12 protein-coding genes are annotated in these 16,125 nt (G+C 59.5%); 11 read left to right on the forward strand and 1 reads right to left on the reverse strand.

Going from position 1 to position 16,125, the window contains the following annotated elements; translation table 11 throughout:
- Window position 1: 1 nt before the first annotated feature.
- The gene (locus BLQ41_RS16805; protein WP_090182554.1) at window positions 2-1,270 is read right to left on the reverse strand and encodes a c-type cytochrome; all 1,269 of its coding nucleotides are present in this window, start codon (window positions 1,268-1,270) and stop codon (window positions 2-4) included.
- 244 nt (window positions 1,271-1,514) lie between these two features.
- On the opposite strand from BLQ41_RS16805, the gene BLQ41_RS16810 reads away from it, so the two are divergent.
- The 11 genes from BLQ41_RS16810 (at window position 1,515) to BLQ41_RS16860 (ending at window position 15,997) form a co-directional block, all read left to right on the forward strand.
- Window positions 1,515-2,432 (forward strand): LysR family transcriptional regulator, encoded by a 918-nt coding sequence (locus BLQ41_RS16810; protein ID WP_090182555.1) that lies wholly within the window; start codon window positions 1,515-1,517, stop codon window positions 2,430-2,432.
- A 111-nt stretch (window positions 2,433-2,543) separates the two neighbouring features.
- Entirely contained in the window at window positions 2,544-3,188 is a 645-nt protein-coding gene (locus tag BLQ41_RS16815; RefSeq protein ID WP_090182557.1) for a DsbA family oxidoreductase, read from the forward strand.
- A 38-nt stretch (window positions 3,189-3,226) separates the two neighbouring features.
- Window positions 3,227-4,339 carry an alkene reductase gene (locus BLQ41_RS16820; protein ID WP_090182559.1) on the forward strand — a complete coding sequence of 371 codons (1,113 nt, stop codon included), beginning with the start codon at window positions 3,227-3,229 and terminating at the stop codon, window positions 4,337-4,339.
- A 19-nt stretch (window positions 4,340-4,358) separates the two neighbouring features.
- Window positions 4,359-5,531, forward strand: coding sequence for an FAD binding domain-containing protein (locus tag BLQ41_RS16825; protein WP_231997035.1), 1,173 nt, complete (start codon window positions 4,359-4,361; stop codon window positions 5,529-5,531).
- A 166-nt stretch (window positions 5,532-5,697) separates the two neighbouring features.
- Window positions 5,698-6,597 (forward strand): LysR family transcriptional regulator, encoded by a 900-nt coding sequence (locus tag BLQ41_RS16830; RefSeq protein ID WP_090182564.1) that lies wholly within the window; start codon window positions 5,698-5,700, stop codon window positions 6,595-6,597.
- Window positions 6,598-6,947: 350 nt separating this feature from the next.
- Window positions 6,948-9,161 carry a putative bifunctional diguanylate cyclase/phosphodiesterase gene (locus tag BLQ41_RS16835; protein WP_090182565.1) on the forward strand — a complete coding sequence of 738 codons (2,214 nt, stop codon included), beginning with the start codon at window positions 6,948-6,950 and terminating at the stop codon, window positions 9,159-9,161.
- 163 nt (window positions 9,162-9,324) lie between these two features.
- Window positions 9,325-12,324 (forward strand): xanthine dehydrogenase family protein molybdopterin-binding subunit, encoded by a 3,000-nt coding sequence (locus tag BLQ41_RS16840; protein WP_090182567.1) that lies wholly within the window; start codon window positions 9,325-9,327, stop codon window positions 12,322-12,324.
- Window positions 12,321-13,127 (forward strand): FAD binding domain-containing protein, encoded by an 807-nt coding sequence (locus BLQ41_RS16845; protein WP_090182568.1) that lies wholly within the window; start codon window positions 12,321-12,323, stop codon window positions 13,125-13,127. The genes BLQ41_RS16840 and BLQ41_RS16845 overlap by 4 nt, the downstream gene beginning before the upstream one ends.
- 2 nt (window positions 13,128-13,129) lie before the next feature.
- Complete coding sequence (locus tag BLQ41_RS16850; RefSeq protein ID WP_008060977.1) at window positions 13,130-13,630, forward strand: (2Fe-2S)-binding protein; 501 nt, start codon at window positions 13,130-13,132, stop codon at window positions 13,628-13,630.
- A 5-nt stretch (window positions 13,631-13,635) separates the two neighbouring features.
- A complete protein-coding gene (locus BLQ41_RS16855) occupies window positions 13,636-15,174 on the forward strand; it encodes an AMP-binding protein (RefSeq protein WP_090182570.1) in 1,539 nt (512 codons plus the stop codon).
- Window positions 15,175-15,193: 19 nt separating this feature from the next.
- Entirely contained in the window at window positions 15,194-15,997 is an 804-nt protein-coding gene (locus BLQ41_RS16860; RefSeq protein ID WP_090182572.1) for an enoyl-CoA hydratase/isomerase family protein, read from the forward strand.
- Window positions 15,998-16,125: the final 128 nt, after the last annotated feature.

The raw sequence follows: 16,125 nt of genomic DNA on the forward strand, positions 1-16,125 counted from the left end.
GTTACTGCTCCTGAGCCCGAATGCTTTTGATGGTCTTGTCGAGATCCGTCCAGGGGCGGTTCGCACAGCTCTCGTTGCGCAAGTACTCGGCAAGTGCAGCCACATGGGTGTCGTCCAGGCTATGGGCGAAGGCTGGCATGTAGTGGCTGGAAGCGGCGCTGGACATCGGGATGCCCTGCAGGATGGTCTGGATCAAATTGCGTGGCGAGTCCGCCATCACCGCCGAGGTGTTCGCCAGCGCCGGCCGCGATTCAATGACGCGCATCGGTGCCGCTTTGCTGTGGCAACTCGCGCAGGCACCCTCGAACAACGAGGCACCCAGAAGCGCCTTGTCGCTAGGCTTTACCCCAGAGGTGCAGGGCGGCGATGGGGCATCCGATGAGGTTTTCTTGAGGTCAAGAATGTACTGCGCGATGGCATGGGCATCTTCCGTCGGCAATTGCGCGATGCTCAGGCTGACCGGCAACATCGGGCCCGCCGCGGCGCCATGTCCTTCGGCGACCTCGCCCGTCAGGTAGGCGACCAACTGGGCTTCATTCCAGGGGTGTTGCGCCTCGGTCATTCCGCGCAGGGCAGGGGCTGTCCAGCCGTCGACGACACCACCGTTGAACAGTTCGCTGCCTTTCTCCCCGCCAATCAGATTCAGGGGCGAATGGCAGGATGAACAGTGTCCCGCTCCCTCGACCAGATAGCGTCCGCGGTTCCATTGTGCTGACCTGTTGGGAACTGGCTCCAGCGGATCTCCATGCAGGAACAGCAAGTTCCAGAAGGACACCAGCGGACGGAAGTTCATGGGGAAGACCATGTGGTTTTGCGGCGCGGTGTATTTGATCGGGTCCACGCTCATCAGGTAGGCATAGGCGTCGGCAATATCGGCATCGCTCATCTTGCGGTAATGCACATAGGGGAAGGCCGGATAGAGAAAGTGGCCGTCACGCGCGATGCCTTCACGCATGGCCCGTTCAAAGGCGTCCAGCGACCACTTTCCGATACCGGATTCCGGATCCGGGGTGATGTTGGTGGTGAAGAGGGTTCCGAAGGGCGTTACCAGCGGCAAACCGCCAGCCATGTAGGCGCCTCCTGGCCGCGTGTGACAGACCGCACAGTCTCCCGCTTCGACGACGCGGCGGCCTCTGTCCAGTGTCTCGCGATCAGCATTCAGGGGGTGGCTGACAGTGGCAATTTCCGGCCTCCACATCATCCAGAACGCAAACCCTAACCCCACGACGCCGATCGCCAGAACGGCACCGATGATCGTTTTGCGCTTCATCGCCTTACCTCTCGAGCTGAATTAACGACAGATTTTTCAATCCGCCGCGTGCGATTGGCGTACGGCGATTTTCCATGGCATGAGCTTAGAGAGGGCGCTTGTGATGGAGTACCCCATCCAGGCGCAACGCTACATTGCGCCAGGCGCAATGGCGGCAGAATTAACAACCGTTAACTCGCGCAGCGTGCGCCCATGCTCAAAGATAGACCCTTAAGGATTGCATCGATGCCACTGAAGGGGTTTCATGGATAAGCTGCTCGCACTGAAAATGTTCGTCCAGTCGGTAGATTCCAAGGGCTTTGCATCTGCCGCCAGGCAACTCAATCTGGCCACCTCTTCAGTGACCAGAATGATCGACAGGCTTGAGGATGACCTGGGTGCCGTGCTGTTGAATCGCTCCACCCGGCAAGTCACGTTGACGGATGCCGGTGGTGTGTACTACCTGAAAAGCCTGGATATTCTGAGCGCCATGGCTGACGCGGACGAGTCAGTCTCGGACCGCGGTGAAGTGCCCGCCGGACAGTTGCGTATCTCAGTGCCGGTGGCGTTGGGTCACCGTCTCATTGCCCCCCACATCGGCGCGCTTTTAGCGCGCTACCCACTGCTCGCGCTGGATATGACGCTGTCAGACGACATCGTCGATTTGCTCGGCGAGCGCATCGATCTATCGATCCGGATGGGGTCGCCAGCGGCGATGGAAACGGTGGTCAGCCGGTGCATCGGCAGCATTCGACGCCGGGTAGTCGCCAGCGCCGAGTACCTGGAAGCTCGAGGATTTCCAGCTCGCCCCATGGACCTCATGCAGCACGAGTGCATGTGCTCCAACGATGGCGCACCGCAGCAGTTCTGGACATTTACAGAGCAGGGTGAAGAGATGCGCGTGCACGTCGAAGGGCAATTCAAGAGCAGCAATGACGAGGTCCTGCGCGAAGTGGTGCTGGCCGGGTGCGGGTTGGCGCTGTTACCCGATTGGCTGGTCAAGGACGATATCGACGGTGGTCGCCTCACGTCCTTGTTCGATGCTTTTGTCATCAATCCGAACAGCGCAAGTTCGGCGATCTCGGCCCTGTACCTGCCCAATCACCGCGGCTCGAAACGTATTAATGCGTTCATTGAGTTCCTCACCGAATTACTCCAGTTGCAAAGCCAACCGAAGGAGTGATCGGCTCATCGTTGCGTTTTGCGAAACGCTACGTTGTGCAACTGACGGATTCTCTGACGGCGCTCCGGCACCTACCTTGGGGGTGTGAAACATTCAACCACGGAGACCGTCATGAGTTTGCACTCATCCAAAATTCAAGTGACTTACGACTTCATCTGCCCATGGTGCTGGATCGGCGAGGAAAATCTCGAACGCGCTCTTGCCGCTTCGGGTTTATCAACGGCCCGCCCAATCAGTTTCCTGCCTTATCAGTTGAACCCTGACATGCCTGTTCGAGGCATGGATCGCAAAGCCTATCGCTCTGGCAAATTCGGCAGCTGGGCACGTAGCCAGGCCATGGACGCACAGGTCACCCACGCCGGTAAGGCGGTCGGCCTTGAGTTCGATTACGAGCGAGTCAAAAAAACGCCCAACACCCTGGCCGCGCATCGGTTGGTATGGCGCGAGCAACAGGCGGGTCGAGACGCATCGCCGCTGGTCAAGGCCATTTTCAAGGCGTACTTCGGCGAGGGACGGGATATCGGCGACCTCACGGTGCTGGCCGACATCGCTGCCGAAACCGGGCAGGACCGAGCGGCCGTTGTCGACTTTCTCAAGGCCGATGAAGGCACGGCTGAAGTCTTGAAGCTCGAAGCCCAAACCAAGGCGTCCGGTGTGCGCTCGGTGCCGAGTATTCAGATCGCCGATGACGTGATCAGTGGCGCCCAGCCCATCGAAATAATGATCCAGATACTGAAACGAAGCGAAGCCGCTTAAGGCGCTTTTTTCAATCCCTATCCATTCAGGAAATCATCATGACTCATCACTTGTTCAGCCCGATCAAACTCGGTCAACTCACCCTCAATCACCGCGTCGCCATGGCGCCTCTGACTCGCTCGCGGGCAGGACAACCGGGCAACGTACCGACACCGATGAACGTCGAGTACTACCGTCAGCGTGCCAGTGCCGCATTGATCATTACCGAGGCTACGCAGATTTCGCAGCAGGGCCAGGGCTACGCCTGGACGCCCGGCATTCATAGCGACGAACAGATTCAGGGCTGGCGAGCTGTCAGCGAGGCGGTACACGCTGAAGGCGGACGCATTTTCCTCCAGCTCTGGCATGTGGGGCGAGTGTCGCACCCGGTGTTCCAGCCCAACGGCGGCTTGCCGGTGGCGCCGACCGCGCAGCCGGTACCCGGCAAGACCTTCATCCTCAATGAACAAGGCGAGGGCGTCTGGGGTGATGTACCTGTGCCTCAGGAGCTCGACATTGCGGGGATCGAAGCGATCGTTGCCGACTTCCGCAAAGCCGCTCGCAATGCGCTTCTGGCCGGTATGGACGGTGTGGAAATTCACGCGGGCAATGGCTACCTGCTCGACCAATTCATCAATAGCGCCAGCAATCAGCGCAGTGATCGCTACGGTGGAAGTATCGAAAACCGTGCGCGACTGCTGCTTGAGGTCGTGGAAGCCGTGACCGCGGAAGTAGGTGCCGAACGCGTTGCTGTTCGCCTGACACCGATGGGGCGTTTCATGGGGATGGGCGATGACACCCCGGAACAAACCTTTGGCTACATTGCGTCAAGGCTCAATCACTGGAATCTCGCTTACCTGCACCTGGTCGAACCAATGATGGTCGGCACAGTGCTCGACGAAAGTAATGATCCGCGCTGGGACGCGATCATCAAGCAGCTGCGTAGTGACTTTCACGGCGTTCTGATGCTGGCGGGTGGTTACTCCGGCGAAACGGCTGAACAGGCCATTGCACAGGGGCGTGCGGACCTCATCGCTTTTGGTCGCCCGTTTATTGCCAACCCCGACTTGCCAGCTCGTTTGCGCGGTAGCAACGAACTCAACGTGGCGGACGGCAACAGCTTTTTTGGTGGCGACGCCAAGGGCTACATCGATTATCCGGTGTTGGCATAACGCAACGGTAAACCGGCACTTGGGCAATCATCATGCAACGAGGAGAAAGGTAATGAAAAGTTCAGGCGTTCCGAAGGCCTTGGTCATCGGCGGTTCCCTGGGTGGGCTGTTCGCCGCCACGGCGTTACGCGCGATTGGTTGGCAGGTCGATATTTACGAGCGATCCCCGGCGGCGATGGATAGCCGTGGCGGTGGCATCGTTCTGCAAGCCGATGTCCTGCAGCATTTTCGTTATGCGGGCATTCATCCGGCAGGTGCGCTTGGCGTTCGGTCCCATGATCGTCTCTACCTGGATCGAGCCGGTGCCGTGGTGCATAAAGAGCCGATGCCGCAAACCCAGACGTCCTGGAACACACTGTACAGCTCATTATTTTCTGCATTTCCTGCTGAGCATTATCACCGTGGCAAAACGCTGGTGGATCTGACTCAGAATGAGCACCGGGTGACTGCGATTTTTGCCGATGGCAGCACTGCCGAGGCCGACCTGCTGATTGGCGCTGATGGTGCGGGCTCAACCGTGCGTAGCGTGGTGTTGCCTGGAGCCGCACCGGCCTATTCGGGGTATGTGGTGTGGCGTGGGCTTGTCGATGAAGAGCAACTTCCAGACTTCGCCAAAACGCAGCTTTACGAGGACTTTGTTTTTCAACAGGACCCTGAATCGCTGATGCTGGAATACATGGTGCCGGGCGTGAATGGCTCCGTTAATCCTGGCGAGCGTCGGTTCAATTGGCTGTGGTATTTAAAAGCTGCGCAAGGGCCGGAACTGGACGCTGTGCTCACTGACAACAACGGCCATCGCCGTAGTCACTCCATTCCCCCCGGAGCCTTGGCCCCAGGGCAGGACGCTTATATACGGGGAATGGGTGAACGGCAGGCGAACCCGGCTTTTCGAGAAGTGATTCGCCAGACCAAGGATATTTTTGTGCAAGCGATCCTTGATCTCAAAGTTCCGCAAATGGTGTTTGGCCGTGTGCTGTTGACCGGCGATGCCGCTTTTGTGCCGCGTCCTCATACCGCCGGAAGCACGGCCAAGGCGGCTCGCAACGCATTGTCCCTGGCCCAGGTAATCGACGACGTCGGCGACATCGATGAAGCCCTGCTAGTCTGGCAGAAACAACAACTTGCGGAAGGCAATCGCATGGGCGATTGGGGGGTGCGTATGGGCAATCGGATTATGGGTATCGCCTCATAGCCCATATCGAAGCAGTAGTCGTTGCCTCAAATAACCCAGCACGGTCCGGAATGGGGGGGATCGCAACCTCGTTAATCAATCAAGCCATTGAGCACAACCATGCAAGACTCCGATCGCCTGGTCATGCACAGTCGCTACCTTTACCTTTCGATCTCGGAATCCGTTCATGGATAAGTTGCTGGCGCTGAAAATGTTTGTCGAAACGGTGCGCTGTGGAGGTTACTCATCGGCGGCGCGCAAGCTCGGCATCTCCACTTCATCAGTGACGCGGCAGGTCGCGGGGCTGGAAAGTGAGTTGGGTGCCAGCCTGCTAAACCGCACCACGCGCAACACGAGCGTCACGGTGGCGGGGCAGCACTATTTCGATAAAGCCGTGGCGATCCTCGAGGCCATCGACGAAGCCGATGCCGTCGTTGCCGACCGTGGCAGCGACGCTCAGGGGCGTTTGCGGGTCAGCGTTCCGGTGGAATTCGGCCGACGTATCATCGCTCCACACCTGGGGCGGTTGCTTGAGCGCCATCCCGGCCTGGAAATCAGCCTCTCGCTGAGCGATGAGGTCAGTGACCTGCTCAGCGAACAAATCGACGTGTCCGTGCGTCTCGGTTCATCGGTCGTCAGTGATGACATCGTCAGCAAGCGGCTGGGTGATTTCCAGCGTTGGGTGGTGGCGAGTCCCGAATACCTGACGCGAACCGGTCTGCCCCGACACCCTCGCGACCTGCTGGAGCATCAGTGCTTGCGTTTCGATTACCGCACCGGCCACCACAACTGGACATTCCAGGGCGATGAGGACGTCATCCGCTTGAACGTGCAGGGACGGCTGCAAAGCAACAATGCCGACATTCTGCGCGAGGCCGCCTTGGCCGGTGGCGGCGTGACGCTATTGGCCGATTGGCTGGTGCGTGACGATGTCAGCGCAGGTCGGTTGACGCGGTTGTTGGAGCAATACGAGGTTAACCCTGGCAGCGCCAGCACCTGCATCAATGCGCTGTATCTGCCCAACCACCGAGGCTCCAGTCGCATCAATGTATTCATAGAGTTTCTTCAGGAAATACTCGCGCCCTGAGCATGTGCTGTGCGTCTGGCAAGATCGTTTTGCGCGTCGCTTTTGATCGAGTTGAATGCTGGCCAATACCGATTTCGTCGTCTAACCCATATAGATAATCCGGAGATGAGACCACCAGTCTTCGGCGTCGCGCTTTACCGATCTGTCGTTTCTCGAAAGCCTGCCTGCGGCCAGAAAATCAGCCAAACGCAGGCAATCTGATGCTGTTTTTTATATTGGATCTGAGTCTTTTTTTTGCTGGCCGGTGCTCTATACAGTGCGCGACCGACGTACTAGTGGACAGTGATCGGCCTCCCACTATTCCAGGCTCTCTGACGACCGGACGACCTTGAGAGTCTTCAGGAACCACCATGAATACTCGTCACATGAGCTTTCACAGCAAGACGCTCCCCGAGTCTCAACGTGACATTCTCGGTATGATCGCAACCGATCATCATCTAGGCGAAATACTCAGTGCCATCTGCCTGATGCTTGACGATCAATCCCCGGAAACCTTCTGCTCGATCCTGCTCACTGATGCCGAGGGCAAACGCTTGCTGAGCGGCGCGGCGCCCAGCCTGCCGGTCGAATACAGCGAAGCGATTCATGGAATGGCCATTGGTCCACACGAAGGAACCTGTGGCACCGCGGCCTTCCGGCGCGAGCTGGTGGTCACCGAAGACATCGCCCGCGACCCCAACTGGGAGCGTTTTCGCAGCCTGGCGCTGGGGCATAACCTGCGTTCCTGCTGGTCGGTGCCTTTGCTCTCCCATCAAGGAAGTGTGCTGGGTACATTTGCCCTGTACCAGAGCCGCGCCCATGCGCCGGACGAGACGCAGATTCAACGACTGGCCTGCGCAGCCCAGCTGGCAGTCATTGCGATCCGTCATGAGCGTGACGGCCAACGTCTGGAGAAAAGCGAACAACAATTTCGTTCATTGTTCACTTACAACCCCAACCCGGTGTTCGCCCTCGATCTGGCGGGCAACATCCTGAGTGTGAATCCGGCAGGCCTGAAGCTAAAACCTCACACCGCTACGGATTTCATTGGTCATCACTTTTCTCATCTGGTGCTCGAAGAGGACCTGGAACGGGCCAGTCAGCATTTTTCCGCAGCCCGCGCCGGCGCGCCTCAGCGCTTCGAGGCACGGATTTTCGACGAGAGTGAAAAGCTGCTGACCATGGACATCTCCAACCTGCCGATCATGGTCAACGGAGAGATCGTCGGGGTATTTGGCATTGCTCGGGACATCAGCGAGCAGAAGCATTACGAGCGTCAATTGAGCTTCAACGCCAGCCATGATCGTCTGACTGGTTTGCTTAACCGTGTCTCTCTTGAAGACCGGCTTATGCTGGATTGTCACATCACTCGTCGGCGAAAGCGTCGCCTGGCGGTGATTTGCATTGATCTGGATGGATTCAAATCCATCAACGATTCGATCGGACACTACTTCGGCGATCAGGTGCTGATTGAGGTCGCGCAGCGTATGACCCAGCAGGTTCGTCCCGGCGATACCATCGTGCGCATGGGCGGTGACGAATTTATCGTTCTGCTGCCGGACCTGCTTCGTGATGAGGACGTTGTGCCGGTGGCAGAGCGCTTGATGGTCAGCATTGCCAAACCCTACTGCATCCAGGGCATTGACCTGCACGTGAGTGCAAGTATCGGCATCACCTTGAGCGATGGTGACATCGAGCAGCCGATGCAACTGATCCAGCAGGCTGACATGGCCATGTACAAAGCCAAGCAGCAAGGGCGCAACAACTTTCAGTGGTACACCAGCGATCTCAATCAGCGTGTTTGCGAGCAGGCGAGCCTGCGCAATGACCTGCAGAAGGCAATCGAAACCGAGTCGCTCAAGTTGCATTATCAACCGCAGATAGACGCGCGAACGTTACGGGTGGTCGGGATCGAAGCGTTGCTGCGCTGGGAGCATCCGGAAAAAGGATTTATCTCGCCAGCGGTGTTTGTACCGGTGGCAGAGGACAGTGGTCAGATCATCCCGCTGAGCCTTTGGGTGCTCGATACGGCCTGTGCGCAGCTTCGTCAGCTAGGCGATCAAGGCATCACCGGCATCTCGATGGCCGTGAATATTTCGCCGATGCATTTTCAGCGTGGCAATTTCGTCCAGTGCGTCCAGGCCGCCCTGGAGAAACATGGTCTGCGTGGTGAGCAGTTAGAGCTGGAGATCACCGAGTCGCTGATGTTGAACAACGCTGAACAGGCGATTGAAACCTTGCACCGGCTCAAGGCGTTGGGGGTGCGCATTGCGCTCGATGATTTCGGCACCGGTTTTTCCAGCCTCAGCTACCTCAAGCGTTTGCCCATCGACAAGATCAAGATTGACCGCTCGTTCATCCAGGAAATCGTCGCCGGCAATCACGATGCAGCGATCACTCAAGGCATTATTTCAATGGCCCATCACCTCAGCCTGACGGTGGTCGCCGAAGGCGTGGAAACGGCGTCTCAGGTGAATTTCCTGAAGGGCAGTCGCTGCGATATTTTTCAGGGGTATTACTTTGCCAAACCGATGCCCTATACAGAAATCGAAGTGTTCCTGAGCCAACCCGCATCCCATCACTGACCGGCAGTTCTGCCGGGGCCCAGACCTGAAAAATCAGACGCAAAGGCAAATTTTCAGACTCCCGCGCAGAACTCCATCTCCCCAGGCAAGGCGCTCCCCGCGCCTTTCTCACACACTCGGCTCTAACGCTATCGCGCTGCAATACAACAAGAGCCGCGAAAAAATGACTACTTTAGAAACTGCTATCGAAAGCCAGACCGGCCATATCGGCGCCCGTCAGACCCGTGTCGAGGACGCTGCATTGTTGCGTGGCCTGGGCTGCTACGCCGATGACGCTGCGATCCCTCCGGGCACGCTACATGCGGCGATCATCCGTTCACCCCACGCTCATGCGCGGATCACTTCGGTGGACTTCTCCCGAGCGCTGCTGATGAAAGGCGTGCACGGCGTGCTGGTCGGCGAAGACGTCAAACGCTGGGCGCTGCCTTTCCCGGTAGGTGTACGTCAGCCGATGGAGCACTGGTGCGTCGCCGTCGACAAGGTGCGTTATGTCGGGGAACCGGTGGCCGTGGTGATTGCTGAGAGCCGCTACCTGGCCGAGGACGCCATCGAAGGTGTGCGCGTTGAATACGAGCCGCTGCCCCCGATCATCGATCCTGAACTGGCCACCGCCGAACAGGCGCCGATCCTGCACGAAGCAGTTGGCAGCAACGTGGTCAACGAACGGCACTTTCGTTATGGCGAGCCGGAGCAGGCCTTTGAGCAGGCGCCGCACAAGGTCTCGCTCAAAGTGAAGTTTCCGCGCAGTTCCTGCACACCCATCGAATGCTATGTGGTGCTGGCTCAGTACGAGCGCGCGACCGGCATTTATGACGTGCTGGCCAACTTCCAGGGACCCTACGCGTTGCACACGGTCATGGCCCGGGCACTGAATGTGCCGGGTAACCGCTTGCGTTTGCGCACACCGAAAGATTCCGGCGGCAGCTTTGGCATCAAGCAAGGTGTGTTCCCTTACGTCGTGATGATGGGCCTGGCGTCACGCAAGGTCGGCGCACCGGTGAAGTGGGTCGAGGACCGTTTGGAACATCTTCAGGGGGCTTCTTCTGCGACCAATCGGGTGACCGAGATTGAAGCGGCGGTAGAAGCCGATGGCCGTATCACCGCTTTGCGTTATGACCAGATCGACGACTGTGGTGCCTACCTGAGAGCGCCCGAACCGGCGACGTTCTACCGCATGCACGGCAACCTGACAGGCGCCTACGCGATCCGCAATTTGCAAGTACGCAACCGGGTGGTGCTGACCAACAAAACTCCTTCGGGCCTGAACCGTGGGTTCGGTGGACCGCAGGTGTATTTCGCCCTGGAGCGGCTGCTGCAACACATTGCCGTGCAGTTGAAGCTTGATCCGTTGGACGTGATCCGCCGCAACCTGGTGCCGGCCGATGCCTTCCCATATCGCGCGGCCGCCGGTGCATTGCTCGATTCCGGCAATTACCAGGCAGGCATTGCCTTGGCAATCGCTGATGGCGGTCTCGACGAGTTGCTCAAGCGTCGTGATCAGGCGCGTGCCGAAGGCCGAATCTATGGCATCGGTTATGCCGCCGTCATCGAACCCTCGATTTCCAACATGGGTTACATCACCACCGCGATGACGCCCGAAGAACGGCGCAAGGCCGGTCCGAAAAACGGCGCTGTCGCAACCGCAACCATCAACGTCGGCCCGTTGGGTGACGTCAGTGTGCACGTGTCCTCTGCGCCGCAAGGGCAGGGCCATCAAACCACCGTGGCTCAGGTCGTCGCCGAAGTGCTTGGGGTTGCGCTGGAATCCATCGTGGTCAACGTCGAACTGGACACCCAGAAGGACGCTTGGTCGATTGCCTCGGGCAACTATTCCAGCCGCTTTGCCGGCGCGGTGGCCGGTGCCGTCTACAAGGCTGCGCTGAAGATCCGCGATCGCCTCGCCGCGATTGCCGCCGAGCAATTGCAGGCCAGTCCCGAAGATATTCGTTTCGCGGGCGGCAAGATTTTTGTGGTCAATGGCGGGGCGGTAGCGCCATTCCATCGGATTGCCGGGGCAACCCACTGGTCGCCGGGCCTGCTGCCGGAAGGTGAAAGCGGCGGTCTGCGCGAAACCGCTTTCTGGAGCCCGCCGCAATTGGTCGCACCGGACGATCAGGATCAGGTCAATAGCTCGCTGTGCTACGGCTTTGTCTTCGACATCTGTGGTCTGGAAATCGACCGCATGACCGGCGAGATCCACATCGATCGTTATGTCACCTGCCATGACGCCGGCCGCCTGCTCAACCCGGCACTGGTCGATGGCCAGATTCGGGGTGGCTTCACCCAAGGCCTGGGCGCGGCGCTGATGGAAGAATTCGCCTATGGCGAGGACGGCAGCTTCCTCTCCGGGACCTTCGCCGATTATCTGGTGCCGACCGCACCGGAAGTGATCGAACCGGTGATCCTGCACATGGAAACGCCATCGCCATTCACCCCACTGGGCGCCAAGGGTGTGGGCGAGGGCAACAACATGAGCACGCCGGTATGCATCGCCAACGCGGTGGCCGACGCCCTCGGTCGCTCGGACATCCGTCTGCCACTGACACCCTCGAAAGTACGCACGCTGATCGGCATCGACGAGCCGCCACGGCCCGCCGGCATGGAGCCCGATGAAAGCCTGGAGGCGGTAGCTGCCGGTGGACCGGCACTGCGGGCCAACGACTCGGTGGTGATTCCTGCGTCGCCGCAACAGGTCTTCGATACCTTGCTCGACCCACAGACGCTGGCGGCGATCATTCCCGGTTGCCACGACCTCGTGCTGGAAGGCGAAAACCGTTACCGCGCAGACGTCACCGTCGGCGTCGGCATGATCCGCGCGCGCTTCGAGGCCAAGGTTGCCCTGAGTGATCTGGACCCGCCGCATTCATTGCGTCTGTCCGGTTCCGGCAGCAGCTCGATGGGCTCGGCCCAGGGCCAGGCCAAGGTGCGTTTCGTCGAACTGGAAAATGGCCACACACGCCTGGAATACCAATACCAGGTGGCGGTCAGCGGCAAAGTTGCCGCGGTCGGCGGCCGTATGTTGCAAGGGGCCTCGAAAGTGATCATCGGACAAATCTTTACTCGCTTGTCGCAACGGGTCAGTGGCCAAGCCATCTCCACCGGCTGGTGGGCGCGCCTGCGTGCCTCGCTTGGTGCGCTGTTTGGCAAGGGAGGTGCGCAATGAAACCCGCTGCTTTTGATTACGTTCGGGCTGAAACGCGTCGTCAGGTGGTTGAGCTGCTCGCCGAGTACGGCCAAGAGGCTCGCATCATTGCCGGAGGCCAATCGCTGATGGCGGTGCTGAACATGCGCCTGGCTCAACCCAAGTTGCTGATCGATATCAATCATGTGGCTGACCTGGCCTATATCGAACTGCGCAAGGATTGCCTGGCGGTAGGTGCCGGGGTACGGCAGGCGCAGTTGCTGGCGCGTTCGACCCTGATGGACGAGGTGCCTTTATTGGCCCTGGCGATGCCCTGGATCGGTCACTTCCAGACGCGTAATCGCGGCACAGTCTGCGGTTCGGTGGCTCATGCCGACCCGAGCGCCGAGTTGCCGCTGTGCCTGGTGACGCTGGGCGGCGAGATCGTTCTGGAGTCGAAAAAGGGCAAGCGCATCGTCAAGGCTGCCGACTTCTTCCAAGGCATTCTCACCACCGACAAGCGTGCGGATGAACTGGTCGTCGAGGTGCGTTTTCCGCTCAAGCGCGAAGGCATCACCTATCGCTTCCGCGAAATCGCCATGCGCCACGGCGACTTTGCAATTGTTTCCCTGGCCGCGGCCATCGGCCTGGACCAGGTCGAACTTGGGATCGGCGGGGTCGCCGACCGTCCGCAACGTCGCAGCCTGCCACGTGGTGCGGCGCTGCCAGATGCGCTCAATCAAACCGCCTGGTCGCTCGATGCACAAGACGACGTGCACGCCAGCGCTGCCTATCGCCGCCAACTGATTCGCGAGCTGGGTCATCAGCTGATCGAAGGAGTCTGAACATGCGTGTAACTGCCGACCAAACCTTTCCGATTCGCCTGGAACTCAATGGCCGCTCCCGCGAGGCGCTGGCCGAACCGCGGACCCAACTCTGCGACTTCCTGCGCCACGACCTCGGTGCCACCGGAGTCCATGTCGGATGCGAACACGGTGTCTGCGGCGCCTGCACGGTGCTGGTGGACGGGGTCGCCATGCGTTCTTGCCTGATGCTCGCGGTACAGGGGCACGAGCGGCGTATCGAGACCGTCGAGTCCCTGGCCGACGACGACACACTGAGCGACCTGCAACAAGCCTTTCGCCGTCATCACGCCTTGCAGTGCGGCTTTTGCACTGCGGGCATTCTCATGTCCTGCGTGGATTTCCTGGAACGGGTACCCAACCCGGACGAGACCCAGGTACGCGACATGCTTTCGGGGCATCTATGTCGCTGCACGGGCTACACCGGCATCGTCCAGGCCGTGCTCGAAGTCGCTGCCCAGCGCCAAACGAACAAAGGGGTATAACAAAAATGTTCGATCTCGGACGCAGCTTTCTCGCTGCCGTTGAACGCCGACCGCACGCCGTGGCGGTCAGTGACGGTGCGTTGAAGAAAACCTATGAAGAATGGTTCGTTGATATCCAGAGCGCCGCTTGGGGTTTGCAATGCCTCGGGCTGCAACGCGGTGACCGACTGCTGGTAGCCATGCAAAACCGCTGGCAGATGGCGACCCTGCATTGGGCCTGTCAATTTGCGGGCATCGTCATGACCCCGTTGAATTGGCGTTCGACTGCCGATGAACTGGGCTACTGCATCGAAGATGCGCAAATCCGCGCAGTGGCTTACGACGACGCTACCGTGACCGCAGTGGCCGGTTGCAGCGCCGCCACAAGGCTGCCACGCATCGCCGCCGGTCTGCGTGCCGCCAACACCGACCTGAGTTTCGAGGAGCTGTGTTCGCAGACACCCTCCGGCATCATTTTGCAGGCCGACGCCGAAGACTTTTCACTGCTGCTATACACCTCCGGAACCACCAGCAAGCCCAAGGGCGTGCCCCGTCGGCACCGTAGCGAACGCGCCGCGGCGGTTGCCCACGTAGCGCAAAACCTTTATCGCCAGGGCGAGTGCACGCTGGGTGTCATGCCGCTTTACCACACCATGGGCGTGCGTTCGTTGCTGTCCATGGCGTTGATCGACGGGCATTTCGTCTGTGTGCCCAAATTCGACGTCGAAACCACGCTGCAGGCCATCGAGCGGGAAAAGGTCAGCAATCTGTACCTGGTGCCGACGCTCTACCACATGCTCATCGAACACCCGGCCTTTGCCCGCGAGCGAGTCGCCAGTGTGGAGAAAATCGGCTTTGCCGGTGCACCGATGAGCGACGGCTTGATGCGTCGCGTCGAGCAGGCGTTCCAGCCGCAATTGTTCGTCAATCATTACGGCAGCTCGGAGATTTACACCTTCACCATCGACCAGCAAGCCAGCCGCAAACCCGGTTCGTCAGGGCGCAGCGCTATGAACCAGCGAGTGCGCGTTGTGCCGATCGATGCGGAAACGGTGGACGTGCAGGCCAACCCGTTGGAGGAGGGCCAGATCATCGCCGACCTGGCGAGTGACGAGGCGTTCGAAGGCTACCTGAACCGCCCCGAAGCGACCGCCAAGGCGTTGCGAGACGGATGGTATTTCACCGGTGACATCGGCTACTTCGATCTGGAGGGCGATCTGTTCGTCACGGGGCGTGTCGATGACTTGATCATCACCGGCGGCGAAAACGTCAGCCCGGCAGAAATCGAAAACATGCTCTCTCTGCACCCGGCAGTGGAAGAAGTGGTGGTGGTCGGTCTGCCCGACGAGCAGTGGGGCAAGATCATTGCCGCGTTTATCAAGCTGCGCGCCGACGTCTCGGAAGGCGACCTCGATGCCCATTGCATCGCTTCGGGACTGGCCAAATTCAAGCGGCCACGGCGTTACCAGTTCATCGATCAGATTCCCAAATCTCCAGTGGGCAAGGTGCTGCGGCGCGTGCTGCTGGCCGAATTTCAGGAACAGGCCTTGAAGGCCATCAGCTAATCATCCAGAGGACACTCTCATGCAACAGCAAGCGATCCAGCAATTTCTCGACACTCAGTTCGATGGCTTCCAGGTTGAAGTCGATGTGTCCCGCGAGCGCGCCGACATCATCCTCAACCGGGCACCGTTGAACGTCATTTCCATGGGGCAGCGCGACCAACTGCGCCTGGTCTTCGAAGCCCTCGATGCACACCAAGGCGTGCGCGTTATCGTGCTGCGCTCGGTGGGTGAACACTTCTCCAGCGGAGGCGATATCAAGGGCTTTCTCGAAGCGTCGCCGGAGCACGTTTCGAAGCTGGCCTGGAATGTCGCGGCACCGGCACGTTGCGAAAAGCCGGTGATCGTTGCCAACCGTGGTTACACCTTCGGCGTCGGTTTCGAATTGTCCCTGGCCTGCGATTTCCGCATTGCTTCGCAGACCACTCGCTACGCCTTGCCTGAGCAGAACCTGGGTCAGATCCCAGGCTCGGGTGGCTCCGCACGCTTGCAGAAAATCATCGGCATCACCCGCACCAAGCACATGGTGATGCGCGCCAAACGCATCACCGGCGACCAGGCCTATGACTGGGGTATCGCAACCGAAGTCGTGCCGGATAGCGAACTGGAAAGCACCGTCGATGCGTTGGTCGATGAACTGCGTCGCTTCTCGCCGCTGGCTCAGCGCACGGCGAAAAAACTGATCAACGACAACGAAGATGCGCCGCTGACCGTCGCGATCGAAATGGAAGGTCACTGCTACAGCCGTCTGCGTAGCTCCAAGGACTTCAAGGAAGGCGTCGAAGCGTTTCACAGCAAGCGTACGGCCGTGTTTATCGGCGAGTAAATCGTACCGGCGAGCAGGCCCGGGAGTATGTCGGTAACGACGTACGCCCTACGGAGCAGGGCCTGCAGCCCCTTCAATGCAACTGAAAAGGACACATCAAGGCATCACCGCTGACCTGCTGATTACCC

The sequence above is a fragment of the Pseudomonas arsenicoxydans genome, assembly GCF_900103875.1.
GTDB classification, from domain to species: domain Bacteria; phylum Pseudomonadota; class Gammaproteobacteria; order Pseudomonadales; family Pseudomonadaceae; genus Aquipseudomonas; species Aquipseudomonas arsenicoxydans.

Excerpts from the sequence above, each read along its gene's own strand:
- BLQ41_RS16840 (WP_090182567.1), top strand. The coding sequence starts at position 9,325 with ATGACTACTTTAGAAACTGCTATCGAAAGCCAGACCGGCCATATCGGC.
- BLQ41_RS16835 (WP_090182565.1), top strand. The coding sequence starts at position 6,948 with ATGAATACTCGTCACATGAGCTTTCACAGCAAGACGCTCCCCGAGTCT.
- BLQ41_RS16850 (WP_008060977.1), top strand. The coding sequence starts at position 13,130 with ATGCGTGTAACTGCCGACCAAACCTTTCCGATTCGCCTGGAACTCAAT.
- BLQ41_RS16805 (WP_090182554.1), bottom strand. The coding sequence starts at position 1,270 with ATGAAGCGCAAAACGATCATCGGTGCCGTTCTGGCGATCGGCGTCGTG.
- BLQ41_RS16815 (WP_090182557.1), top strand. The coding sequence starts at position 2,544 with ATGAGTTTGCACTCATCCAAAATTCAAGTGACTTACGACTTCATCTGC.
- BLQ41_RS16845 (WP_090182568.1), top strand. The coding sequence starts at position 12,321 with ATGAAACCCGCTGCTTTTGATTACGTTCGGGCTGAAACGCGTCGTCAG.
- BLQ41_RS16820 (WP_090182559.1), top strand. The coding sequence starts at position 3,227 with ATGACTCATCACTTGTTCAGCCCGATCAAACTCGGTCAACTCACCCTC.
- BLQ41_RS16830 (WP_090182564.1), top strand. The coding sequence starts at position 5,698 with ATGGATAAGTTGCTGGCGCTGAAAATGTTTGTCGAAACGGTGCGCTGT.
- BLQ41_RS16855 (WP_090182570.1), top strand. The coding sequence starts at position 13,636 with ATGTTCGATCTCGGACGCAGCTTTCTCGCTGCCGTTGAACGCCGACCG.
- BLQ41_RS16810 (WP_090182555.1), top strand. The coding sequence starts at position 1,515 with ATGGATAAGCTGCTCGCACTGAAAATGTTCGTCCAGTCGGTAGATTCC.
- BLQ41_RS16860 (WP_090182572.1), top strand. The coding sequence starts at position 15,194 with ATGCAACAGCAAGCGATCCAGCAATTTCTCGACACTCAGTTCGATGGC.